General features: G+C 64.8%; 22 protein-coding genes. 13 read left to right on the plus strand and 9 right to left on the minus strand.

Features of this window, described 5'->3' with window-relative positions:
- Nucleotides 1–2: 2 nt before the first annotated feature.
- On the plus strand, nt 3–332 hold the full coding sequence (locus tag ACVILL_RS31425; RefSeq protein WP_456732610.1) for a DMT family transporter: 330 nt from the start codon (nt 3–5) through the stop codon (nt 330–332).
- 115 nt (nt 333–447) lie between these two features.
- On the opposite strand, the gene ACVILL_RS31430 is transcribed toward ACVILL_RS31425, so the two are convergent.
- Nucleotides 448–1,095 (minus strand): alpha/beta hydrolase, encoded by a 648-nt coding sequence (locus ACVILL_RS31430; protein ID WP_016843213.1) that lies wholly within the window; start codon nt 1,093–1,095, stop codon nt 448–450.
- A gap of 435 nt (nt 1,096–1,530) precedes the next feature.
- Here ACVILL_RS31430 and ACVILL_RS31435 point away from each other — a divergent pair, with 435 nt between their 5' ends.
- The 8 genes from ACVILL_RS31435 (at nt 1,531) to ACVILL_RS31470 (ending at nt 9,180) form a co-directional block, all read left to right on the plus strand.
- Nucleotides 1,531–2,688: a cysteine desulfurase family protein gene (locus tag ACVILL_RS31435; protein WP_456732611.1), complete on the plus strand. Its 1,158-nt coding sequence runs from the start codon at nt 1,531–1,533 to the stop codon at nt 2,686–2,688.
- 97 nt (nt 2,689–2,785) lie between these two features.
- Entirely contained in the window at nt 2,786–4,282 is a 1,497-nt protein-coding gene (gene sufB / locus ACVILL_RS31440) for a Fe-S cluster assembly protein SufB (RefSeq protein ID WP_076860064.1), read from the plus strand.
- 58 nt (nt 4,283–4,340) lie between these two features.
- Entirely contained in the window at nt 4,341–5,093 is a 753-nt protein-coding gene (gene sufC, locus ACVILL_RS31445; protein WP_028332213.1) for a Fe-S cluster assembly ATPase SufC, read from the plus strand.
- Between the two features lie 16 nt (nt 5,094–5,109).
- Complete coding sequence (gene sufD / locus ACVILL_RS31450; protein ID WP_456732612.1) at nt 5,110–6,432, plus strand: Fe-S cluster assembly protein SufD; 1,323 nt, start codon at nt 5,110–5,112, stop codon at nt 6,430–6,432.
- On the plus strand, nt 6,429–7,676 hold the full coding sequence (locus ACVILL_RS31455) for a cysteine desulfurase (protein WP_456732613.1): 1,248 nt from the start codon (nt 6,429–6,431) through the stop codon (nt 7,674–7,676). Before sufD ends, ACVILL_RS31455 begins: the two co-directional genes overlap by 4 nt.
- Nucleotides 7,673–8,044, plus strand: coding sequence for an SUF system Fe-S cluster assembly protein (locus tag ACVILL_RS31460; RefSeq protein ID WP_021081118.1), 372 nt, complete (start codon nt 7,673–7,675; stop codon nt 8,042–8,044). The genes ACVILL_RS31455 and ACVILL_RS31460 overlap by 4 nt, the downstream gene beginning before the upstream one ends.
- Before the next feature lie 74 nt (nt 8,045–8,118).
- Entirely contained in the window at nt 8,119–8,508 is a 390-nt protein-coding gene (locus ACVILL_RS31465) for a HesB/IscA family protein (protein WP_456734409.1), read from the plus strand.
- 189 nt (nt 8,509–8,697) lie between these two features.
- On the plus strand, nt 8,698–9,180 hold the full coding sequence (locus ACVILL_RS31470; RefSeq protein WP_456732614.1) for a TfoX/Sxy family protein: 483 nt from the start codon (nt 8,698–8,700) through the stop codon (nt 9,178–9,180).
- A gap of 154 nt (nt 9,181–9,334) precedes the next feature.
- Here ACVILL_RS31470 and ACVILL_RS31475 read toward each other — a convergent pair whose 3' ends face one another.
- The 4 genes from ACVILL_RS31475 to ACVILL_RS31490 form a co-directional block, all read right to left on the minus strand.
- A complete protein-coding gene (locus ACVILL_RS31475; protein WP_456732615.1) occupies nt 9,335–10,402 on the minus strand; it encodes a GGDEF domain-containing protein in 1,068 nt (355 codons plus the stop codon).
- A gap of 304 nt (nt 10,403–10,706) precedes the next feature.
- Nucleotides 10,707–12,197, minus strand: a complete 1,491-nt coding sequence (locus ACVILL_RS31480; protein ID WP_456732616.1) for a DEAD/DEAH box helicase — start codon at nt 12,195–12,197, stop codon at nt 10,707–10,709.
- A gap of 681 nt (nt 12,198–12,878) precedes the next feature.
- Nucleotides 12,879–13,529, minus strand: a complete 651-nt coding sequence (locus tag ACVILL_RS31485; protein ID WP_456732617.1) for a helix-turn-helix transcriptional regulator — start codon at nt 13,527–13,529, stop codon at nt 12,879–12,881.
- A 254-nt stretch (nt 13,530–13,783) separates the two neighbouring features.
- The gene (locus ACVILL_RS31490; protein ID WP_456732618.1) at nt 13,784–14,737 is read right to left on the minus strand and encodes a helix-turn-helix transcriptional regulator; all 954 of its coding nucleotides are present in this window, start codon (nt 14,735–14,737) and stop codon (nt 13,784–13,786) included.
- Nucleotides 14,738–14,963: 226 nt separating this feature from the next.
- Between ACVILL_RS31490 and ACVILL_RS31495 the strand changes: the two genes are divergently transcribed.
- From ACVILL_RS31495 to ACVILL_RS31505, 3 genes are all read left to right on the plus strand, one after another.
- Nucleotides 14,964–16,460 carry a caspase family protein gene (locus ACVILL_RS31495; RefSeq protein ID WP_456732619.1) on the plus strand — a complete coding sequence of 499 codons (1,497 nt, stop codon included), beginning with the start codon at nt 14,964–14,966 and terminating at the stop codon, nt 16,458–16,460.
- A 71-nt stretch (nt 16,461–16,531) separates the two neighbouring features.
- Nucleotides 16,532–17,776, plus strand: coding sequence for an FAD-dependent oxidoreductase (locus ACVILL_RS31500; RefSeq protein ID WP_456732620.1), 1,245 nt, complete (start codon nt 16,532–16,534; stop codon nt 17,774–17,776).
- A 225-nt stretch (nt 17,777–18,001) separates the two neighbouring features.
- Complete coding sequence (locus ACVILL_RS31505; RefSeq protein ID WP_456732621.1) at nt 18,002–18,751, plus strand: outer membrane protein; 750 nt, start codon at nt 18,002–18,004, stop codon at nt 18,749–18,751.
- Between the two features lie 58 nt (nt 18,752–18,809).
- Here ACVILL_RS31505 and ACVILL_RS31510 read toward each other — a convergent pair whose 3' ends face one another.
- From ACVILL_RS31510 to ACVILL_RS31525, 4 genes are all read right to left on the minus strand, one after another.
- Nucleotides 18,810–19,580, minus strand: a complete 771-nt coding sequence (locus ACVILL_RS31510; protein ID WP_456732622.1) for a glucose 1-dehydrogenase — start codon at nt 19,578–19,580, stop codon at nt 18,810–18,812.
- A gap of 210 nt (nt 19,581–19,790) precedes the next feature.
- Entirely contained in the window at nt 19,791–20,582 is a 792-nt protein-coding gene (locus ACVILL_RS31515) for an outer membrane protein (protein WP_456732623.1), read from the minus strand.
- A 215-nt stretch (nt 20,583–20,797) separates the two neighbouring features.
- Nucleotides 20,798–22,858, minus strand: coding sequence for a DNA topoisomerase IV subunit B (parE, locus tag ACVILL_RS31520; protein WP_456732624.1), 2,061 nt, complete (start codon nt 22,856–22,858; stop codon nt 20,798–20,800).
- A 127-nt stretch (nt 22,859–22,985) separates the two neighbouring features.
- Complete coding sequence (locus ACVILL_RS31525; protein WP_456732625.1) at nt 22,986–23,354, minus strand: hypothetical protein; 369 nt, start codon at nt 23,352–23,354, stop codon at nt 22,986–22,988.
- A 187-nt stretch (nt 23,355–23,541) separates the two neighbouring features.
- On the opposite strand from ACVILL_RS31525, the gene ACVILL_RS31530 reads away from it, so the two are divergent.
- Nucleotides 23,542–24,072 carry a DedA family protein gene (locus ACVILL_RS31530; protein WP_456732626.1) on the plus strand — a complete coding sequence of 177 codons (531 nt, stop codon included), beginning with the start codon at nt 23,542–23,544 and terminating at the stop codon, nt 24,070–24,072.
- Nucleotides 24,073–24,216 lie beyond the last annotated feature (144 nt).

Consider the following 24,216-nt stretch of genomic DNA (forward strand, 5'->3'; position numbering starts at 1 on the left):
CCATGTCGCACTCTGTCGCCTGGATCGCGCTGGTCGTCGCCGGCCTGTTGGACGTCGCCTGGGCGATCTCGATGAAATATGCCGAAGGCTATACGCGGCTCGGCTGGACGCTGGTCTCGCTGGTGCTGCTCGCCGCCTTCGTGTTCCTGCTCGGCCGCGCATTGCAGGTGCTCGGCGTCGGCGTTGCCTACACGGTGTGGACCGGCATCGGCGCGGTCGGCACGCTGACCATGGGCGTGTTGTTGTTCAGCGAGGCGCTGAACCCGATGAAGGTCGCGGGGATCGCGCTTGTGCTGATCGGGATCGCTGCGCTGAAGATGGCGCCGGAATAAGCCGAATCCGTAGCCCGGATGCAGCGAAGCGCAATCCGGGGCTCTTGCTATCAGCGGTGAGAGCGGTCCCGGATTTCGCTTCGCTGCATCCGGGCTACAAGCTTTTCGAAGATGCTCACCGCACGTTGGCGAGACGCATGTCGAGATAGCCGGTCACCGTCTCCATCAACGGCTCGAGCTTGCCGTCGAAGAAGTGGTTGGCGCCGGGGATGACCTGCTGGTCGATCACGATGCCCTTCTGCGTCTTCAGCTTCTCGACCAGCGTGTTGACGTCCTTGGGCGGAACCACGGCATCCTTGTCGCCGTGCACGATCAGGCCGGACGACGGGCAGGGCGCGAGGAACGAGAAGTCGTAGAGATTGGCGGGCGGCGCGATGGAGATGAAGCCCTCTACCTCGGGCCGGCGCATCAAGAGCTGCATGCCGATCCATGCGCCGAACGAGAAGCCAGCGACCCAGCAGGCACGCGCCTCCGGATTGATCGCCTGCGCCCAGTCGAGTGCGCTCGCCGCGTCCGACAATTCGCCGGTGCCGTGATCGAACGAGCCCTGGCTGCGGCCGACGCCACGGAAGTTGAAGCGCAGCACCGAGAAGCCGCGATGTGCGAACGCGTAGTAGCACTGGTAGACGATCTGGTGATTCATCGTGCCGTGGAACTGCGGATGCGGATGCAGGATCATCGCAATCGGCGCGTTTTTCTGCTTGGCCGGATGGTAGCGACCCTCGAGACGGCCAGCAGGGCCGGTGAAAATGACTTCAGGCATTGCGTTCCCTCGATTGATGTCGATCAATCAATCGGTTGGAGCGATCTTCAGCGACGGGGCGCGAACAGAGCGGCTCATGATGAAATCGGCACAGGCGCCGCCGGGCGGCACGCTGGAGGGCCTTCTAGCATGACGCAAGGGGCAAAAATCAAGGAAATTGTGCCGCTTGGCTGAGGCGAATGCGCTCTGTGACGCGCGCGCAGGCGGTTACTCGGATCAACACGCCGAATTGTTCGCCCGGCTACCTGAAGTTTTGATTTGTCACAATGCTATCGCGCGCACGGCGCCCTAAACGTCTTGCCCCGCGACGGGACGAGACTCCAAGTGCGCGTGAAAAACCTCTCGTGCGGGTGACTCCGATCTGGTCTCGCTGCCCGACTGTCGCTATGTCGCAGAGGGAAGGCCGCAACCACGGTGGTGCGGCGGACAAGCTCGATGGCCGATCGCGTCTATCTCGACTGGAATGCCACCACGCCGCTTCGCCAGGAGGCGAAGTCGGCAATGGCCGTTGCGTGGGAACTGAGCGGCAACCCGTCCTCGGTGCACAGCGAAGGTCGCCGCGCGCGACGGCTGGTCGAGGATGCCCGCAACGTGGTGGCGAAGGCGGTCGGCGGCCGGCCGCAGGACGTCGTGTTTCTCTCCGGCGGGACCGAAGCCAACGCGCTCGCATTGACGCCGGGCCTGCATCGTGGCGCGGGCGCGCCGGTGCGGCGGCTGTTGGTGTCGGCGATCGAGCACGCGTCGGTCCTTGCGGGCGGGCGGTTTTCGCGCGATGCGATCGGCGCCATCAATGTCACGCGCGCCGGCGTGATCGATCTCGATCATCTGCGCGCGCTGCTGGCGGATGCTCCGCCTGCTCTGGTCTCGGTGATGCTCGCGAACAACGAGACCGGTGCCATCCAGCCGGTGGCCGACGTCGCTGCGATCGTCCACGCGGCCGGTGGGCTGCTGCATGTCGATGCGATCCAGGCGTTCGGGAAGATCCCGTTCGATCTCGCCTCGACCCAGGCCGACCTCGTGACACTCTCCGCGCACAAGATCGGCGGACCGAAGGGCACAGGCGCGCTGGTGCTCGCCGAGGGCGTCGAGGGGCTGGAGGCGTCTTTGCGCGGCGGCGGGCAGGAGCACGGGCGGCGGGCAGGGACCGAGAACGTCGCGGGAATCGCAGGCTTTGGTGCGGCCGCGAAGGCGGCGATGGTGGCGCTGAAGGCGGACGCTGCCCGTGTCCGTGGGCTGCGTGACCGACTCGAGCACGGGCTGCGGCAGACGCCGGACCTCGTGGTCTTCTCCGATGGCGTCAAGCGGTTGCCAAATACCGTCCTGTTCACGGCGCCAGGCATGAAGGCCGAAACGGCGGTGATCGGGTTCGACCTCGGGGGGGTAGCGGTCTCCTCCGGTTCCGCCTGTTCATCGGGTAAGGTCCAGCCGTCGCACGTGCTGGAGGCAATGGGATACCTCTCCGAGGTGTCCCAGGGAGCGGTGCGGCTCAGTCTTGGCTGGTCTACCACGGAGACAGACGTGGATTTGACCCTCAAGGCTTGGCGAAAGCTCGCCGATACCCTAGTTAAGGGGGGACGACGAAACACAGCTTGAACTGTTCTAAGCGAGTGATTTCGTGTTCAAAGCATCGTAAGAGACTTTCGGAACTGAGATCCACCGCGGTCCTTGAAACCGCGAGCGGAGGATATGAATGCCTGCTGTACAAGAGACGGTCGAGCGCGTCCGGCGCATCGACGTCGACCAGTATCGATATGGGTTTGAGACGCTGATCGAGTCCGACAAGGCCCCGAAGGGGCTGTCGGAAGACACCGTCCGCTTCATCTCCGCAAAGAAGAATGAACCGGCCTGGATGCTGGAGTGGCGCCTTGAGGCATATCGCCGCTGGCTGACCATGACCGAGCCGACCTGGGCGCGCGTCGACTATCCGAAGATCGACTATCAGGACATCTATTACTACGCGGCGCCGAAGCCGAAGAAGACGCTGTCCTCGATCGACGAGATCGATCCGGAAATCCTCAAGACCTACGAGAAGCTCGGCATTCCGCTGCGCGAGGTCGCGATCCTGGAAGGCGTCGAGCCGCCGCCCGGCGGCGAGCAGACGCCGAACCGCAAGATCGCGGTCGATGCCGTGTTCGATTCGGTGTCGGTTGCGACCACCTTCCAGAAGGAGCTGAAGGCGGCCGGCGTGATCTTCATGCCGATCTCGGAAGCGATCCGCGAGCATCCCGATCTGGTGCAGAAGTATCTCGGCACTGTGGTGCCGACTTCGGACAACTATTTCGCGACGCTGAATTCGGCGGTGTTCTCCGACGGCTCGTTCGTCTACGTGCCGCCGGGCGTGCGCTGCCCGATGGAGCTGTCGACCTATTTCCGCATCAACGAGCGCAACACCGGCCAGTTCGAGCGCACGCTGATCATCGCCGACAAGGGCTCCTACGTCTCCTATCTCGAAGGCTGCACCGCGCCGCAGCGCGACGAGAACCAGCTGCACGCCGCGGTGGTCGAGCTCGTCACGCTCGACGACGCCGAGATCAAGTATTCGACGGTGCAGAACTGGTACCCGGGCAATTCGGAAGGCAAGGGCGGCATCTACAATTTCGTCACCAAGCGTGGCGACTGCCGCGGCCGGAATTCCAAGATCTCCTGGACCCAGGTCGAGACCGGTTCGGCGATCACCTGGAAATATCCGAGCTGCATCCTGCGCGGCGACAATTCGAGCGGCGAGTTCTACTCGATCGCGATCTCGAACGGCTTCCAGCAGGTCGATAGCGGCACCAAGATGATCCACCTCGGCAAGAACACGTCGAGCCGGATCATCTCCAAGGGCATCGCCGCCGGCAAGTCGCAGAACACCTATCGCGGCCTCGTCAGCGCCCATCGCAAGGCGACCGGCGCGCGCAACTACACCGCCTGCGACTCACTCTTGATCGGCGACAAATGCGGCGCGCACACCGTGCCCTATGTCGAGGCCAAGAATTCCTCGGCGACGTTCGAGCATGAAGCGACGACGTCGAAGATTTCCGAGGATGTGCTGTTCTACTGCATCCAGCGCGGGCTCTCGCAGGAAGAAGCCGTCGGCCTCGTCGTCAACGGTTTCGTGAAGGACGTGCTGCAGCAACTGCCGATGGAGTTCGCGGTGGAAGCGCAGAAGCTGATCTCGATCAGCCTTGAAGGTTCGGTTGGCTAATCCATCCCGCCTGCGGGCGCGGCCGACGCGCCTCGGGATGATGCTCAGGAAAAATCAGATGTCTTTGCTTGAAGTGAAAGATCTGCAGGTTCGTGTCGAGGAGCGTGAGATCCTCCACGGGCTGTCGCTCACGGTGAACCCGGGCGAGGTGCACGCCATCATGGGGCCGAACGGCTCCGGCAAGTCGACGCTGTCCCACGTCATCGCCGGCAAGCCGGGCTATGAAGTCACCGGCGGCCAGATCCTGTTCCGGGGCGAGGACCTTCTGGAGATGGAGCCCAACGAGCGCGCCGCCAAGGGCGTGTTCCTGGCGTTCCAGTATCCGGTCGAGATCCCCGGCGTGACCACCTGGAATTTCCTGCACGCGGCGCTCAACGCCCAGCGCAAGGCGCGCGGCGAGGACGAGATCTCGTCGCCGGCCTTCCTGAAGAAGGTCCGCGAGGTCGCCAAGTCGCTCAACATTCCGCAGGACATGCTGAAGCGCGGCGTCAATGTCGGCTTCTCCGGCGGTGAGAAGAAGCGCAACGAGATCCTGCAGATGGCGCTGTTCGAGCCGGCCGTCTGCATCCTCGACGAAATGGATTCCGGCCTCGACATCGACGCGCTGCGGATCGCAGCCGACGGCGTCAACGCGCTGCGCTCGCCGGAGCGCGCGATGGTCGTGATCACCCACTATCAGCGGCTGCTCAACTACATCGTGCCTGATTTCGTGCACGTGATGTCGAAGGGCCGCGTGGTGAAGAGCGGCGGCAAGGAACTGGCGCTGGAGCTGGAAGAGTCCGGTTACGCGCAGTTCGAAGACGCTGCCTGATACAAACGGGTTTGTGATGAACGTTGTTGCAAAGACCGAGACCGGGCGTGCGCTGGGCGACGTATTCGCCGTGGTCCGCGACCGTCTCCCGGGCAAGGGCAAGATCGCCGATCAGCGCCGGGAGGCGTTCGAGGCCTACGAGCGCTCGGGCCTGCCGCATCGCAGGATCGAGGATTGGAAATACACCGACCTGCGCGCGCTGATGCGCGAGGTGCTGCCGCTCGCGCCGGCCCCCGATGCGTCGGCGCTGAGCCGCGCCGACGCGGCCGTGAAGCTGCGGGCGATCGACGGCGCGCGCCGCCTGGTGCTGGTCGACGGCGCGTTCGCAGCTGAACTCTCCGATCTCGGCAAACTCGACAAGGGCCTCAGCATCCGCGCGCTGCGCGAGGTGCTCGATGGCGGCGACGGCGCGCTCTCGGCGCAGGCCTTTGCGTCGGACATCTCCAATCCGATGATCGCGCTGAACGGTGCGATGGCGACCGATGGCGTTGTTATCGACATCGCCAACGGCACGGTGCTGGCCCAGCCGCTGCACATCGTCCACGTCGCATCTGGCACTGCGCCGGCCTCGATGTTCACGCGTTCGCTGCTCCGGCTCGGCCGCGGTGCCAATGTCACGCTGGTGGAGAGCTATCTCGCCGCCGAGGGCGCCAAGGCCTACCAGACCCATGACGGTCTGGTTGTCGCGATCGGCGACAATGCGCGGCTCGATCACGTGCGCCTGGTCGAAGACGCCGTGGATGCCTTCAACATTTCGTCGGCGACGATTTCGCTCGGCGCGCACGCCCATCTCAACACGTTCGGCCTGACCTCGGGCGGTCATGTCAGCCGTTACCAGCTGACCGTGACTTGCGCCGGCGAAGGCTCCAAGGTCGAGACCAACGGCGTCAACCTGATCAACGGCAAGCAGCACGCCGACACCACACTGTTCATGGATCACGCGGTGCCGAACTGCGCGAGCCGCGAGATCTTCCGTGCCGTCGTCGACGACCGCGCCCATTCCGTGTTCCAGGGCCGCATCATCGTCCGCCCCGACGCGCAGAAGACCGACGCCAAGATGATGACACGGGCGCTGCTGCTGTCCGACGATGCGGAAGCCGACAACAAGCCGGAGCTCGAGATCTTCGCCGACGACGTCACCTGCGGTCACGGTGCGACCACCGGCGCGCTCGACGAGAGCCTGCTGTTCTACATGCGCGCCCGCGGACTGCCGGAGAAGGAAGCGCAGGCGCTTCTGATCCAGGCCTTCGTCGGCGAGGCGATCGAGACCATTGCCAGCGACGCCTTGCGCGAGGTCGCAATTGCCGCCGCGCGGCGCTGGCTGGAAGCGAGGGCGTGAGCATGCACAAGGCGGTCGCCAACGGCTCTTACGACGTCGCTTTGGTGCGGCAGGATTTCCCGGCGCTCGCCATGCAGATCTACGGCAAGCCGCTGGTCTACCTCGACAACGCCGCCTCGGCGCAGAAGCCGAATGCGGTGCTCGACCGCATGACCGAGGCTTACAAGACCGAATACGCCAACGTGCATCGCGGCCTGCATTACCTCGCCAATGCCGCGACCGAGGCCTATGAGGGCGCTCGCGGCAAGGTCGCGCAGTTCATCAACGCGCGCCGCAATGAAGAGATCGTCTTCACCCGCAACGTCACAGAGGCGATCAATCTGGTGGCGGCGTCGTGGGGCGGTGAGAATATCAAGGAGGGCGACGAGATCGTCCTCTCGATCATGGAGCACCACTCCAACATCGTGCCGTGGCACTTTCTCAGGGAGCGCCAGGGTGCCGTGATCAAGTGGGCGCCGGTCGATGACGAGGGCAACTTCCTGATCGAGGAGTTCGAGAAGCTCCTGACCCCGCGCACCAAGATCGTCGCCATCACCCAGATGTCGAACGCGCTCGGCACGCTGGTTCCGGTCAAGGACGTGGTCCGGCTCGCGCATGCCCGCGGCATTCCGGTGCTGGTCGACGGCGCGCAGGGCGCGGTGCATCTGCCGATCGACGTCCAGGACCTCGATTGCGATTTTTACGCCTTCACCGGCCACAAGGTGTACGGGCCGACCGGCATCGGCGCGCTCTATGCCAAGCACGAGCACCTGGTGGCGATGCGGCCGTTCAACGGCGGCGGCGAGATGATCCGTGAAGTGGCAAAGGACTGGGTCACCTATGGCGATCCGCCGCACAAGTTCGAGGCCGGGACCCCGCCGATCGTCGAGGCGATCGGGCTGGGTGCTGCGATCGACTACGTCAATTCGATCGGCAAGGAGCGCATCGCCGCGCACGAGAATGAGCTGCTGACCTACGCGCAGGAGCGCCTGCGCGAGATCAACTCGCTGCGTGTGATCGGAACCGCCCGCAACAAGGGCCCGGTGATCTCGTTCGAGATGAAGGGCGCGCATCCCCACGATGTCGCGACCGTGATCGATCGGCAGGGCATTGCGGTGCGCGCCGGCACCCATTGCGTGATGCCGCTTTTAGAGCGGTTCAACGTCACAGCCACCTGCCGCGCATCCTTCGGGATGTATAATACAAGGGATGAAGTCGACCACCTGGCGCAGGCGCTGATCAAGGCGCGGGAATTGTTCGCATGACCGATACAGCCGAAGTCAAGACGGCCACCATGGAAACCACCTCGGCACTGCCGGCGGAGGAGACCGAGCGCATGAGCGGCGAGATCGTCGCGGCGCTGAAGACGGTGTTCGACCCGGAAATCCCGGCCGACATCTACGAGCTCGGCCTGATCTACAAGGTCGACCTCAAGGATGATCGCTCCGTCGACATCCTGATGACGCTGACCACGCCGAACTGCCCGGCCGCGGGCGAACTGCCGACCATGGTGGAGAACGCGGTCGCCAGCGTTCCCGGCGTCGGCGTCGTCAACGTCAACCTGGTGTGGGATCCGGCCTGGACGCCAGACCGGATGTCGGACGAGGCCCGCCTCGTCCTCAATATGTGGTGATGCGTTAGGGGATTGGACTTAGGCTCGAGAAGATCGGCAATTGATTTGCCGCTGGGACTGACCACATGAGTGACATGACGCAAGTTTCACCAACCCCAGCCAAGCCGAAGCGGCCGCGTCCGCAGGTCATGAAACTGACCGATGCCGCGGCCGAGCGGATCACCGAGCTGACCAAGCGCGCCGATTCCGAGATCGTCGGCCTGCGCGTCGGCATCAAGAACGGCGGCTGCGCCGGACAATCCTACACCGTCGAATACGCCCACGAGATCCGACCGACCGACGAAGTGGTCGAGGACAAGGGTGTGAAGATCCTGGTCGATCCGAAGGCCGTGCTGTTTCTGCTCGGCACCGAGATGGACTACGTGGCCGACAAGATGCAGGCCCAGTTCGTGTTCAACAACCCGAACCAGGTCTCCGCCTGCGGTTGCGGCGAATCGGTGCAGCTCAAGCCGGCCGCGGTCTAGAACATCAAGGGAGCGCCGGTCTCTGCGGCGTAACCACCAATTCCATCCGGCGTCATTGCGAGGAGCGATAGCGACGAAGCAATCCATGGGTCCGCATACCCGGTTGGATGGATTGCTTCGCTTCGCTCGCAATGACGCGGATGGAGACGCGCTCTTCCCCCTGAGCGCGCAAAGCGGGGCGATGGGCACATGGACCGGGAATTCCTGACAGACCTGTTTGCCGATTTCGGCCCGGTCACCCTGCGCCGGATGTTCTCCGGCTACGGCATCTCGGCCGACGGCACCAATTTCGCGCTAGCGCTGCGCGCCGGGCTCTACTTCCGCGCCGACGAACAGACCATCCCGCAATTCGAGGCGGAAGGCTGCGGGCCGTTCCAGTATCAGACGCGCTCCAAGACGGTGACGGTGAATTCGTACTGGCAACTGCCGGCGCGGCTGTTTGACGATTCCGAGGAGCTCGCGGTCTGGGCGCGCCTGGCGCTCGGCGCCGCCCAGCGCGCCGCGCTGCGCAAGCGGCCGAGGAAGCGAGCGGCTGCATCGAAGACGAAGGCGTCGGTCAGGAAGGTCGCGAACACGACGACCACAGGCAAGAAGTCGGCGGTGCGAAAGGCGACTGCGAAGCGATCTCCCGCTCAGAAGAAGCGCACGGGAAAGAAGCGATCCTCTTCCTGAGGATACCGAATCTGTCCGCGTCATTGCGAGGAGCGCTGGCGACGAAGCAATCCACAGAGCCGCGGATGCGGTTGCATGGATTGCTTCGCTTCGCTCGCAATGACGTGGGTAGAGCCGGGCGTGTGATCCAAGGCCTCATGGTGAGGCAAGCAGATCACGCCACGCGGGTCTGGCTCTCGGCGCTGTATTCCGGATCGGCCTCGCAGATCACGCGGTTGCGGCCGGCGCGCTTGGCGGCGTAGAGGCAGGCGTCGGCGCGCTCGATCAGCGAGTCGGTGTCGTCGGCCGGCTTCAGCATGGAGACGCCGACCGAGATCGTGACACGGCCGAGGATCTCGCCGGTCGACTTCTTCTTCAATTCCTTGGCCATCACGGCGCGGCGGATGTGGTCGGCGACCGTCAGTGCCTGGCGCAGCGCGGTGTTGGGCAGCACGACCGCGAATTCCTCGCCGCCATAGCGGGCGGTGATGTCCTGGCCCTTGATGTTCTGTCGCAACGATTGCGCCACCAGCCGCAGCACCTGGTCGCCGGTCAGATGGCCGTAGGAGTCGTTGAACGACTTGAAGTGATCGATATCGAACATCAGGAGCGACAGCGGCTCGCCGCTGGCGAGCGCAGTCTGCACCGCCGTGTCGATCGAGCGGTCGAAATATTTCCGGTTGCCGAGGCCGGTCAGCGGATCGGTCAGGCTCTCGGCGCGGATCGCCTCGAGGCTGTGCTGCAGGTCGTTGATCTCCGACTTCGACAGCGCGAGCCGGCTCTCCAGCGCCTGGTTGGTCTCGCGCATTTCGCGCGTCGATTTGGCGAGTCCCTCGACGATGGTCTTGATCTGGTCGCGGGTCGTCGCGGTCGTGAGGCGGTCGCTGGCGCCGACGAGGCTCGCGTCGTAGGTCGCGGACACGCCGAGCGCGTCGGTGATCAGCTGCAAGACGGCATCGATCTCGCCGATGACGCGCGCGCCGACCTTGTCGATGCGGTCCGAGGTCTTGATGTGCGAGAGGTAGGTTTCGTAGATCTGCTCGAGATCGGATTCAGTGAGCTTGCCGCAGCGCGCCAGCGTCTCGTTGATGACCTTGTTGAGCGGTGCGTTGTATCCGGTCGCGTAGACGTACCAGATCTCATAATTGCGGGGGACGGCGGTCTGGCGAAGCGAGCGGATCTGACCAAGCGCGACTTCGGCAAAGGCCAACGTACGTTCGTATTCGTCCAGCAGCTTGACCACTGTTACGTCCTCAATGCACGCAATGCCGATCATATCCGGCAGCAATGACTAAACTATTGGCGCGAGGGTACGGGACGAGAGTGAAGGCGAAGTAAACAGTAGAACTACGGGAAGCCGCCGCGACTATCGCTGATAGCTGCGATGCCGTTGGATTCGCGCGCGGCTTGCGGAAGCTTTTCGCTTGCGCGCCAATGCGATGCGCAAACTGCGTGCATTTGCTTCAAACGCAAGGGATCAGCGCGTACGCCGGCAGCATCAACTGACCGGCATACCGCCGCTGGCGCGGCGGCATCGGAGCATGGCCTCAAGCGCGTGCGCGCACAGGTCGCAGCAGGAAGGCGGGCAGGTGCGAGTGATCGGCGGGCTCATGGTCCACCTCGCGCTGCGGCCGCCGAGGCTCGGCACGCCCGATCGACGGTACGTGCGACGGGGTGGCCTGCGGCGCGTCGCGGCCATGGCGCGGCTCGCGCTCCGGCTTGGCTTCGCGCTCCTGGCGGGGCTCCCGCTCGTGACGCGCCTCGCGGTCGCCATGACGCGCCTCGCGTTCACCGTGGCGCGGCTCGCGCTCACGCCGCGGCTTGCGACCGCCGCGGGCACCATCGCGCGAGCCTTCGCGGCCACGCGAGCGGCGCGGCGCGGCATCTTCGTCGGTGGCTTCGCTGTGGACGCTGTAGTCGCCTTCGGTGCGCGGGATCTGCTGGCCGATCAGCTTCTCGATCGCGGCCATCGACTTGCTGTCGAGCGAGGTGACGATGGAGATCGCGGTGCCGGTGCGTCCGGCGCGGCCGGTGCGGCCGATGCGATGGACGTAGTCATCGGGGTGATGCGGCACATCGAAATTGAAGACGTGGCTGACGGCCGGAATATCGAGGCCGCGGGCGGCGACGTCGGAGGCGACGAGCAGGGGCAGCTCGCCCTTGCGGAATTGATCAAGCGCGGCCATGCGCGCGCTCTGGTCCATGTCGCCGTGCAGGGCGCCGACGCTGAAGCCGTGCTTCTGCAGTGATTTGTGAAGGACGGCGACTTCGCGCTTGCGATTGCAGAAGATAATCGCGTTGTTGAGGTCCTTGGCGTCGCGCAGCAGGCGGCGGAGGATCTCGCGCTTCTCGTGCGGCTCGCGGCCGGCGGGCACCTGGGACTGGGTCACGGTCACCGCGGTCGTTGCGGGCTTGGAGACTTCGATCCGGGCCGGATTGTGCAGGAAGGTCTCGGTGATGCGGCTGATTTCCGGCGGCATCGTCGCGGTGAAGAACAGGGTCTGCCGCGTGAATGGGACGAGCTTGCAGATGCGCTCGATGTCGGGGATGAAGCCCATGTCGAGCATGCGGTCGGCTTCGTCGATCACCAGCAGCTCGACGCCGGTGAGCAGCAGCCCGCCGCGTTCGGTGTGGTCGAGCAGGCGGCCGGGCGTTGCGATCAGGACGTCGACACCGCGCATCAGCTTGGAGTCCTGGTCGCCGAACGAGACGCCGCCGATCAGGAGGGCCACGTTGAGCTTCTGCCCGGCGCCGTATTTGTCGAAATTCTCCTTCACCTGCGCGGCAAGCTCGCGGGTCGGCTCGAGGATCAGGGTGCGCGGCATCCGTGCCCGGGCGCGGCCCTTCTCGAGGATGGTGAGCATCGGGAGAACGAAGGCAGCGGTCTTGCCGGTGCCGGTCTGGGCAATGCCGAGGACGTCGCGCCGGGCGAGAACGTGCGGGATTGCCTGTTCCTGGATGGGAGTGGGGTTGGTGTAACCGGTGGCCGCTACTGCGGCTTGGACCTTATCGGACAGGCCTAGATTGGAAAAAGACATTGAGCCTCTGGTCGAAACCGCCGTTCGGAATCGAAGGTAAAAGGCTGTCGCGTTCGGCCCCGAAACGGCTCGCTTTTCTATAAAGCTCGGGGGCTCTGGCTAACGCTGACGGACGGCAAACCTGACGAATCGCGTTTCGATCCGAGGGCCGCGTTGCCCCGCAACATAGGGGCGAAACCGGTAAAGTCAATCTTGGAACCAGCCGGATAGCCGAAAAAGCTTAACGTTTTGGCCAGAATAACCGTCATTTCCGTCATTTGGTGGTCAAATGAATCGCCGGTCCCGGAATCCGATGACGAGGCCCTCGGCGGGGACCCGCGCCGCCTTTGGGCGAGGCGCGTTGCCAAATATCGAAAACAACCCCATGCAAAGCAGCCGGCGGTGGCCGGCGTTCGACCAGACCAGTTGACACGTCGGGCAACTCACGGATACTTTTCTAATATTCCGAAATCACGCAGACGCACGCTCGCCACAGGGTGCATTTGGCATTCGCATGCTTCTGTAACCGACGTTTCCACGTCGTCATGGCCGATAGCCATATGCGATAGCCCCGCCACGGGACATGCCATTGCAACTGGTTGTTTCTGGCGTAACGGTTCTGCGGTGTCTTCTCAGAGCGAGCATGCCGTCGATCGGGCGGGCATCAGCCGCGAAAATGAGGGCGAGTGTGGCCGCAGAGCCTCATTGGATCGCTGTCGTGCTAGCGTCCCGCAGCCGGTACTCGCCGGGCGTCAGGCCTTCGGATGCGCTGAAGATCCGGTAGAAGGTGGCGAGGCTGCCGAAGCCGCAGGAGAGGGCGACATCGACGATCGGCCGCGGCGGCTTTTCGCAAAGCAGCCTGCGGCTCTCGCTAAGGCGCTGGGCGGTGACGGTCTGCGAGAAGCTCGCCCCCGTCGCTTCGAACAGGACGTGCAGGTAGCGGACCGAGACGCCGAGCATGTCGGCGATCATGCCCGGCGACAGCGCCGGCTTGGCGAGGTGGCGCGTGATCAGCCGGCGCGCGAGGCTGAGCCGGCCGACGCGCAACGCCTGCTGGGCGCGGCGGCTGCCCGGCCTGATCGCACCGCGTTCGATCAGCGCAAGGTCCGCCACGATCTTGACCAGCGCAGGAATGCTCGCGGTATCACCGGCCTCCGTCGCTTCCTTGAAGTCGGCAAGGCAGGCTTCTAGCAACGGTGCCCAGCCGCGGTTGCCTGTCGCCGGAGAGTTCCGAAGAGCAAGATCGCGCGCTGGAGGCTGATCCGCGTGCAACTCCACGGCATCGGGGACAGGGACGCGGTCCGAGCCTGTGGCCAGCGTTTTCGGGCTGTGATTCCCAAGCTTGATGCGCATCTTGCCTGACCCCTCGCTCTGCAACAGAGCGCGCGTCGCCGGTAAGGAAATTGGCTGTGCCGAGCCCAGGCGAAGCGCCAGCGCGGTTCTGGCGAAATCGCCGGAAATTATCTTCTCAATGCGCGCAGGCTGATCACTTCGGTTCTGAGAGCGTCAGATAATGGGCCAGTGCGAGATGACCCGCCTGCCGGTATGCCCGCGGCTTGGCAAGACGCTGGGGCCGTGCCTCCGCCCGTCAGGGCTGGCCGCGGGCTTTAGGCCAGTCGCGCGCGGTAATCGCCCGGCGTCATCGATTCGGACGCATTGAACAGACGGTAGAACGTCGCGAGGCTCTCGAAGCCGCAGGCAAAGGCGACCTCGGCAATGGTCTGCCCGGACCGCTCACGGAGCAGGCGGCGGCTCTGCGCGAGCCGGAGCGCGGTGACGGTCTCCGAGAAGCTGTTCTCCGTTGCCTCGAACAGGATGTGGAGGTGACGGACCGAGATGCCGAGCAGGCCGGCGATCAGGGTTGGCGTCAGCGCCGGGCTCGCGAGATGTCGCCGGATCAGGCGGCGAGCCAGCGACAGATGGGCGCTTCGCAACGCCTGCTGCGCGAGCCGGCTCTTCGGCCGCATGAGACCGCGCTCGATCAGCGCGATATGGGCGAGCGCCTGCACCATCGGCGCCGGGTCCGCCGCTGGGGCGTCGTTGCCTTCGATGAGGTCGCGGAAGCATGATTCCAGCAGCGGCCGCAGCGCGGTCTCATCCAGCATGGGCCTGGGGACGAGCTCGCCGAGCTCGGCGCCCGGCGGGATCAGGTTCGCCACCGGGATCTTAATGATGCGCAGGTGGAAGCCGTCGTCGTGCAGCGGGACGGTACGATAGGGCAGGTCCGAATAGCTGGTCGCGAACATGCCGTCGCGCACCGCGAATTCATCGAGCCGCGCGCCGCCGAACCAGCCGCCGCCGCCGAGCTGCTGGTAGATGCACAGGCTGTCGCTGGCCGCGTCGGCGATGTCGCCCGCGCGCCGCTCGACGCGGTAGGGCGAGGCGCGCAACTCGACCAGCCCGGCATCGCCGAGCTTGCGCAGCGAAAACTCGCCGAAGAAGTCGAGGCGCCGCTCGGGCTCGAGCTCGGCAGTGACGCCGAACAGCCCCTTGGCGCGGACCTCGCGCCAATAGTCGAAGCGATCCCGGGGATCGACTTGATCAGTAGACCATGTGTGCACGGAAGAGCCGTTGGAACGCGCGGAGAACTCAAGCCGGATGGAAGTTTCGAATCTATCATGCGGGCCGTAAAAAGAAACTTGACCAAAGACGGACCGGACGCCTCATTCCGGGCTGGCGTGGCCGGTCAGGACGGCGTCCGGAGTGGCCTTGAACCGGGCAAACGGCTGGTCCGACTATTAGGCGGCGGCCGCACGGGCGGCACATGTCGTGCAGGCGGGAAACGGAATGAAGAGCTGGCTTTCGGTACTTTCGGCGATCCTTTTGGCGGTCGCTCTTGTCGCCTCGGCGGCGCCCGCCCAGGCCGAAAAGCGCGTCGCGCTGGTAATCGGCAACAACGACTACAGGAACGTGCCGAAGCTGCAGAAGGCGGTCAACGACGCCCGCACTATGGGCGACACGCTGAAGCAGCTCGGCTTCAGCGTCATGGTGGCGGAGAACTTGAACCGGCAGGCGTTCTCCGAGGCGCTGCTCGCGTTCGACCGCGCCGTGGAACCCGGCGACACCGCGTTCTTCTTCTATGCCGGTCACGGCTTCGAGATCGCCGGCCAGAATTTCCTGCTGCCGACCGACGTGCCGGCGGCCACCGAAGGCCAGGAGGAGCTGGTGCGCGACGCCTCGGTTCTCGCCGACCGCATCATCGAGCGGCTGCAGAACAAGAAGGCGCGCACCTCGATCCTGGTATTCGACGCCTGCCGCAACAATCCGTTCGAACGGGCCGGCACGCGTGCCGTTGCCGGCGGCGGGGGCCTCGCGCCGATGACGCAGCTGCCGGAAGGCGTGTTCTCGGTGTTTTCGGCAGGCCCGCGCCAGACCGCGCTCGACCGGCTGTCGAACGACGATGCCAATCCCAATTCGGTGTTCACGCGGACCTTCGCCAAGGAGCTGTTGCAGCCCGGTGAAAACCTCGTGCAGGTCGCCCAGCGCACGCGGCGGCTGGTCAGCGAGATGGCCGAAACCGTGAAGCACAAGCAGATCCCGGTCTATTTCGACCAGATGGTCGACGACGTCTTCCTCAACGGGATCGCGAAGGCGCAGGCGGAGGCGGCCAAGCCGTCCGCGCCGCCGCAGCAGGTGGCCGCGCTGCCGCCGGTCGCGGTGCCGAAGCTGCCGAAGGAAGACTCGGTCAACGCCCCGATCGCGAGCTTCTCGCGGCACAATGGCGGCTGGAGCGTCGTGTTCTCGATCGCCGATCCGACGCTCGGGATCTCCTGGCGGATCGGCGACAGCGGCGACTTCCGCGAAACCGGCTTCATCGACACGCTCGATCCGCGCACGCGCAAGCGGATGCCCAATCCGTCGATCGAGCTGCCGGCCGACGCGCCGGCTGCGACGATCGAGCTGCGCTATGTCGATGCCCAGGGCGAGATGCAGGGACCGTTCCCGATCAGGTTTGATCCCGACGCAGCGTTGATCCGCGACCAGCGCAAGATCCTCGACATGACCGCGACGAGCTGGCTGTCGTTCCGCGAGTTCAACGGGCTGCTGGTCTACTACACCCACCTGATGTCGTATCGCTGCGCGATCCGTGAGGTGCGGATCGGCATCGACAGCGCGGTGCCGGACAAGCTCCTGAAGATGCCGCCCTGCAATCAGCGCGATCCGAGCGCCATCCCGTCCGACGCGCAGCCCTATCTGAAGCTTGCGCCGCAGACCAAGGCGGTCTCGGTGGAGCTGACCTACCGCGACGGCAGCGTGTCGGAAATCAAGACCTTCCGGCGATAGTTTGCATCCTTGTCGTCCGATCCGCGTTACAGTCGGAGCCTGAGGGGCCAAGCAGCGGTGAGGATGGCGTCATGGATGCAGGCAATCCGGCGGGGCCGACGACGCGTCAGATGAAGGTGCGTTGCTGTGTGGTCGGCGGCGGGCCGGCCGGCATGATGCTGGGTTATCTGCTGGGACGCGCCGGGGTCGATGTCGTGGTGCTGGAGAAGCACGCCGACTTCTTCCGCGACTTCCGCGGCGACACCGTGCATCCCTCGACCCTGGAGGTGATGGACGAGCTCGGCCTGATCGACGGCTTCCTGAAGCTGCCGCACCAGGACATCCAGAGGCTCGACGGCATGTTCGGCGGCACCTCAGTGCGGATCGCCGACCTCAGCCGCCTCAGCGTCAAATATCCCTTCATCGCGATGATGCCGCAGTGGGACTTCCTGAATTTCCTTCGCGACAGCGGCAGGCGCTTTCCCTCGCTGAAGGTGCTGATGAGCGCGGAGGCGACCGACCTGATCCGGCGCGGCGATGCTGTCGCCGGCGTCCGCGCGACAACGCCTGACGGCCCGATCGAGATCGAGGCGGACCTCACGATCGGCTGCGACGGCCGCCATTCCATCGTGCGCGAGCGCGCCGGCCTCGACGTCGAGGAGATCGGCGCGCCGATGGACGTGCTGTGGTTTCGCGTCGGGCGGCGCCCGGACGAGACCGAGAATCTGTTCGCCCGCATCGACCACGGCAAGATGATGGTGACGTTCGACCGCGGCGACTATTGGCAATGCGCCTATGTGATCGCCAAGGGACAATACGAGGCCGTGAAGGCGCGGGGATTGCCGGCGCTGCTCGACGACGTGCTGCACCTCGCACCGATCCTCAAGAGCGGCATTGCCGACGTGAAGAGCTTCGACGACGTCAAGCTGCTGACGGTTGCGATCAATCGCCTGACGCGCTGGACCCGTCCCGGTCTGCTCTGCATCGGCGATGCGGCGCATGCGATGTCGCCGATCGGCGGCGTCGGCGTCAACCTCGCGGCGCAGGACGCCGTCGCGACCGCCAACATCCTGGCGGCCAAGCTCGCACAGGGCGTGCCGTCGGAAGACGAACTCGATGCGGTGCGGCGTCGCCGTGAATTTCCGGTCCGGGTCACGCAGCGCATGCAGGTGATCGCGCAGAACAACCTGATCAGCGTCGCGTTGAAGGCAGGCGATCAGAAGGTGCCGTTCGCGCTGCGGTTGATCACGGCAATGCCCTGGTTGCAGGGGCTCACAGCCCGTTTTGTCGCCGTCGGAGTGCGCCCCGAGCATGTGCATTCGCCGGCACAAGGCTGACGCCGCATCGGTGGCTGCTAAGAATCCATCAAGGATAACAGCCGTTTAAATCGAACGATAAAAGTTGCGCTGTAGCAACAGCCCGACAGGATTCGAAATGCCTGTGTGTGGATTCTGCATCAGCGGCTTCAGCGGTTTTCTTTTGGTAAGGGTCTCTCGGGGAATGCTGTGCCCATCAGACAACCTGGGGGTGCTGCTGTGTTTCCTGCCAAATTCATTGCCGCTTTGACTGTAACCACTGCGCTTGGCCTCAGCGCCGCTTCGGCCGCCGATCTCGGTGCGCGTCCCTACAGCACGGCGCCGGTCTACGTGGAGGCGATCTACAACTGGTCCGGCTTCTATCTCGGCGGCCATCTCGGTGGCGCCTGGACCAACGAGCAGTGGGTCAACAGCGCGAACACGACGTCGTTCGGTGATCTCGCGCCGGGGCAGGGCTTCCGTCAACGTAGCTCAGGCTTCATGGGCGGCGGCCAGATCGGTTACAATTGGCAGGCCAATAATTTCGTGTTCGGCATCGAGGGCACGGTCTCCGGGCTCGACAGTTCCGGCAACGTCACCAACACGGTGTTCGGGCGCGGCCGCGATGATGAGTTCAGCTGGCGCTCGAACGTGATGGCGACGATCGTCGGCCGCGCCGGCTACGCGATCCAGAACAATCTGCTCTATTTCAAGGGCGGCTACGCCGGCGTGAACAACCGCCTGTCGGTGGCCGACAACCTTCCGCCGTCGACGGGGGCGGGCAGCCAGACCCACTGGGCCAGCGGCTGGACCGTCGGCGCCGGCTGGGAGTACGGCATCACCCGCAACTGGACCATCGGCGTCGAGTACAATTACGCAGCGTTCGAGCGCCAGACCTATCAGCTCGCCGGCACCGCGGCGGGGACCTATACGTTCGACGCCAAGCCGCGCGACATTCAGTGGGCGGTGGTACGCGTGAACTACAAGTTCGATGCGCCGACCATCGCGCGCTACTGAGCTAGACAGAGGCGAGCAGGATGCGAGGGCCCCGGCGAACGCCGGGGCTCTCGTGTTTTCAGACCATCACCGAATAGCCGCCGTCGACGGGGATCGCGGTACCGGTGACGAAGTCCGACGCCGGTGATGCCAGGAACACGGCAATGCCCGCGAAGTCGTCGATGACGCCCCAGCGTGCCGCCGGCGTGCGCGCGAGCACGCGCTCGTGCAGGCCGGCAACCTGCTGGCGCGCGCCCTTGGTCAGATCGGTGTCGATCCAGCCCGGCAGGATGGCGTTGACCTGGATGTTGTCGGGAGCCCAGGCGTTGGCGCAGGCGCGGGTGTACTGCACGATGCCGCCCTTGCTGGCGGCATAGGCCGCAGCGAAGCTCGCGCCGAAGATCGACATCATCGATCCGATATTGATGATCTTGCCGTGGCCCGACGCCTTGAGCGCCGGGTAGGCCGCCTTCGAGCACAGGAAGGCGCTGGTGAGGTTGGTGTCGATCACCTTGCTCCACTCGTCGAGCTCGAGCTCGTGCGGCGGCTTGCGGATGCTCATGCCGGCATTGTTGACGAGGATGTCGATCCGGCCGAGCTCGCCGCCGACGCGCTCGACCATGGCCGCGATCGCGGCCTTGTCGGTCACGTCGGTTGCCACCGCGATCGCCTTGGCGCCGCGCTTGCCGAGATCCTCGACGGCGGCCTTCGACTTCGCCTCGTTGCGGCCGACCACGGCGACCGCAGCACCTGCATCTGCCAGGCCGCGCGCCATGCCGAGCCCGATGCCGCCATTGCCGCCGGTGACGATCGCAACCCTGCCCGAGAGATCAAACTGTCCGTTTTTCATTGTTGTTGTCCGCTGTGGTTTGAATCCGGCGCGAGAGTGCCTGATCGTCACCGCGCTGACCAGATCGGCCGCGGCCGGTCGGCCCTGCGCCAGTCGGCGTGCGCGGCACGGTTCCCGAAGACATCAAGGTAACAACATCAGGGCAACAAAAAAGCCCCGGACGATGCCGGGGCTTTTGGTCTGCTCTGTCAGCAGAGATCGGTATTCAGCTCAGTACTTCGCAACAACCGGACCGGTCCAGTTGAAGCGATAGACCAGCGAGGTGCTGATGGTCTGAACGAACGGCTTGAAGGTGATGTCGCGGCCGTTCGAGATATTGGTGACGTCGGCCAGCTCCGAGATGTTCTTGGTGTCGTAGTAGGCCGCGCGGTATTCGGTCTTCATGAACCAGCCCGGCGCGGTGATGCCGAAGATGTTCAGGTTGTTCTCGACGCCGCCGCCGACGAACCAGCCGCTGCGATCGAAGTCGTTGGTGTGCAGGCCGGACGGGAGAGCGCTCGCGGTGTTGAACAGGGTGGTGCCCTTCCAGTGCGAGCTGGAATAACCGGCGTTGACGTAGGACAGAACGTTCGGAGCAATCAGGTAGCCCAGCCGCGCACCGACGGCCCAGCTGTAGTCGTTCTTGATGTTGCCGGCGAGGAACGGACCCTGATCCTGGATGGTGCCCTTCAGGCTGCCGAACTGACCGTCGGCGAACACGCCGAGGACCCAGCTGTTGGCGGTCTGCCAGTCATAACCGGCACCAACGGTGCCGTACCAGCCATCGCCGCCCTGGCGCTGGTTGAAGCCGAGGATCGGGGCACCCGTGGCGGTCGACTGAACGCCGGTGTCAGCATCCCAGATGCCGCCGCCGCCACCACCGAAGATGTAGAAGCCGGTCCAGCTCGGCACTACCGGGAGCGGGGCAGGAGCCTTGGCGTAGGGGCGGGCAGCCAGGTCGGCAGCCGACGCCGATGCCGTCATCGCAGCAACCGCGGTCAGAGCGAGCAAAATCTTCTTCATATTCAAATCCTCGACTTGGCGTTCGACCGGGAGCGCGTTGGCGCCGATTCCCGAAACTCATGTCAGGACTATACGTGGTTCCGCCGGAAATGCTGTTGCGGGTGAGACACATCGGGCCGAAAACGAAGCCGCCGTGGCGCTCTGGAGGGGCGCATGCAAACGGCCGCCCCGATCAGGGGGCGGCCGGAAAATCACGTCAAATCAGCCGGTTGACCCTAAACGTCGAGCAGGTCGTCGCTGGCGAATTCGGCCTTGTCGGAGATGAAGGCGAAGCGGGCTTCCGCCTTGGTTCCCATCAGCCGCTCGACCGAGTCGGCGGTGCCCTCGCGGTCGTCGGCCAGCAGCACCACGCGCAGCAGGGTGCGCTTGGCCGGATCCATCGTGGTTTCCTTGAGCTGGGTCGGGTTCATCTCACCGAGGCCTTTGAAGCGGTTCACCTCGACCTTGGCGTTGGCGTTGAACTCGCTCTTCATGAGCTGATCCTTGTCGGCGTCGTCGCGCGCGTAAACCGACTTGGTGCCGTGGGTCAGTTTGTAGAGCGGCGGTACGGCGAGATACAGATGTCCTTCGTCGATCAGCCGCGGTATCTGCCGGTAGAAGAAGGTGATCAGGAGCGAAGCGATATGCGCGCCGTCGACGTCGGCGTCGGTCATGATGATGATGCGCTGATAGCGCAGATCCTCTTCGCGGTAATGCGCGAGCGTGCCGCAGCCGATCGCCTGCACCAGATCGGAGAGCTGCGCGTTGGCGGTCAGCTTGTCCTTGCCGGCTGACGCAACGTTGAGAATCTTGCCGCGCAATGGCAGCACGGCCTGCGTCTTGCGATCGCGCGCCTGCTTGGCGCTGCCGCCGGCCGAGTCGCCCTCGACGATGAACAGTTCGGAGCCTTCGGTGCCGGCGTCTGTGCAATCGGCGAGCTTGCCGGGCAGGCGCAGCTTCTTGCCGGCGGTCTTGCGCGCGGTTTCCTTTTCCTGGCGGCGGCGCAGCCGTTCCTCGGCGCGATCGATCACGAAATCGAGCAGCCGGTTGGCCTGGTTCGGATTGCCCGACAGCCAGTGGTCGAACGGGTCCTTCATCGCCTGTTCGACGATGCGCTGCGCTTCGGCGGTGGCGAGGCGGTCTTTCGTTTGGCCCTGGAATTCAGGCTCGCGCACGAACACCGAGAGCATGACCGCCGCGCCCACCATAACGTCTTCCGAGGTGATGGAGGCTGCGCGCTTGCCCTGGCCCGCGCGTTCGGCGTGGTCCTTCAGGCCGCGCAGCAGCGCGCTGCGCAGGCCGGATTCATGCGTGCCGCCGTCGGGCGTCGGCACCGTGTTGGTGTAGGACGACAGGAATCCGTCGGCGTCGGCAGTCCAGGCCACCGCCCATTCGCAGGCGCCATGCGCGCCGCTGCGGCCTGACTTGCCGGAGAAGATATCCTGATGCACCAGCGTGTCGGCGTGGATCGCCGCAGCCAGGTAATCCTTCAAGCCGCCGGGGAAGTGAAACTTGGCTTCTGCCGGGACGTCCTCGACGCCCTTCAGCAATTCCTGATCGCAGTGCCAGCGAATCTCGACGCCGCCGAACAGATACGCCTTCGAGCGCGTCATCTTGAACAGGCGTTGCGGCTTGAAGGCGGCCTTGGCGCCGAAGATGTCGGTGTCCGGCTTGAAGCGGATGCGCGTGCCGCGGCGGTTGCTGACCTTGCCGAGATCTTCCAGCTTGCCCTTGGGATGGCCGCGCTCGAAGGTCATGCGATGCAACTGTCCGCTGCGTGCAACCTCGACCTCGAGCCGGGAGGAGAGGGCGTTGACCACGGAGACGCCGACACCGTGCAGACCGCCCGAGGTCTCATAGACCTTGGAGTCGAACTTGCCGCCCGAGTGCAGCGTGCACATGATGACTTCGAGCGCCGACTTCTTCGGGAATTTCGGATGCGGGTCGACCGGAATGCCGCGGCCGTTGTCGGTCACGGTCAGGAAACCGTCGGCGGTCAGCTCCACGTCGATGAAGGTGGCGTGGCCCGCCAGCGCCTCATCCATGCAGTTGTCGATCACTTCGGCGAACAGGTGGTGTAGCGCCTTCTCGTCGGTGCCGCCGATATACATGCCGGGGCGCCGGCGAACCGGTTCCAGCCCCTCCAGAACCTCGATATCGGCCGCGGTATAGCCGGCCTCAGCGCCGCCTCCAGGCCGCGAAGCAGCCTTCGCCGATGCGCGGCCCTTCGCTTCCGGCGCTCCGAACAGATCGTCAGAAGATTTGCTTTTAGCGTTTGACTTCAATGATTTGGCCATGTTTCTTCAAGTAACGCGCCGGTCACGGCGCGGCGAATCGGTTGTTTCTGACTATGCCACGGATGGGCTGCCAAAAGGGGGCGGCCGCGCCTTCGGCCCGGCCGCCTGTGTAGATAGGATTCCGCGATTACGCCCGCGAGGTGCGGAATACAATGACCGCGAACAGGGCCATGGCGAGCATCACCATCAGGGACCCGACGATCGGCGCTGCCTCGAGCGTGGGGCCCTTCAGCAGCACGGCGGCCACGCCGGCCGGAAACAGGATGCCGCCGATGATATGCAGCCAGCCTTGGATTTTCGCCAGCAGCATGGTTCCCGCGGCCGGGACCAGCCGGTAGTACAGCCCGAACAGGAACAGCATCACGCCGCCGACGAGATTGAGATGCGCATGCGCCGGCCCCAACGTGAAATCGTGCTGGATACCCATGGCGATGCCCGCGAGCATTCCGAACAGCAGGACGAGCACGCTCACGCACATCATCAGTGACCCGATCATCCAGTAATTCCTTTTTCTTGTGAGGGAGATGCCAGCCAGCCTGGACCGCAGGGGCCTACGGGAAATCACGTTCGATCCCCGCCTTTGTGACTTGATGTCACGCAATGGGCTGGCTTACCTGTTCTTAGGCTGCGAGCGGCTAGAAAGGTTCATTCGAGGTTCAACGGAGCGGAAGGCACACGACGAGATGGAAGACCTTGCGCGGGCCCTGGCCGAATTCGTGCGCCATCACCAGGCCTGGGCCGCTCCGATCGTCATGTTGCTGGCGTTCGCTGAATCGCTCGCTTTCATCTCGCTGCTGGTGCCCGCCTGGGGCGCACTGGTTGCGATCGGCGCGCTGATCGGCGTCAGCGGGATCAGCTTCTGGCCGATCTGGATGGCCGGCGGCATCGGGGCTGCGCTCGGCGACTGGGTCTCCTACTGGTTCGGCTATCGCTACAAGGAGCAGGTCGCGCAGATGTGGCCGCTGTCGCGCTATCCGGAAATCCTGCCGCGCGGCGAGGCCTTCGTGAAGAGCTGGGGCGTGCCCAGCATCTTCATCGGCCGCTTCTTCGGTCCGCTGCGCGCCTCCGTGCCGCTCGCGGCCGGCATTTTCGAGATGTCGTACTGGCAGTTCCAGATCGCGAATTTCGTCTCCGCGCTGGTCTGGTCGGCGGCACTGCTGTTGTTCGGCGACGTCATCGCCCAGGCCGTCGAGTGGATTTGGCGGGTGGTGTAGCGCGTTCCGGAATAACGCCAGCGCGCGGGGGTTAGGCGGAAGAACAATTGCTCGACCTGCCGTCATCGCGCGAGCATCGAAACGTTGCTACAACCTCGCCCGCCAAGCGCGAATTCATCGGGCGCCGTGTCACTGGAGGGACAT

The organism is Bradyrhizobium sp. USDA 3364 (assembly GCF_054056355.1).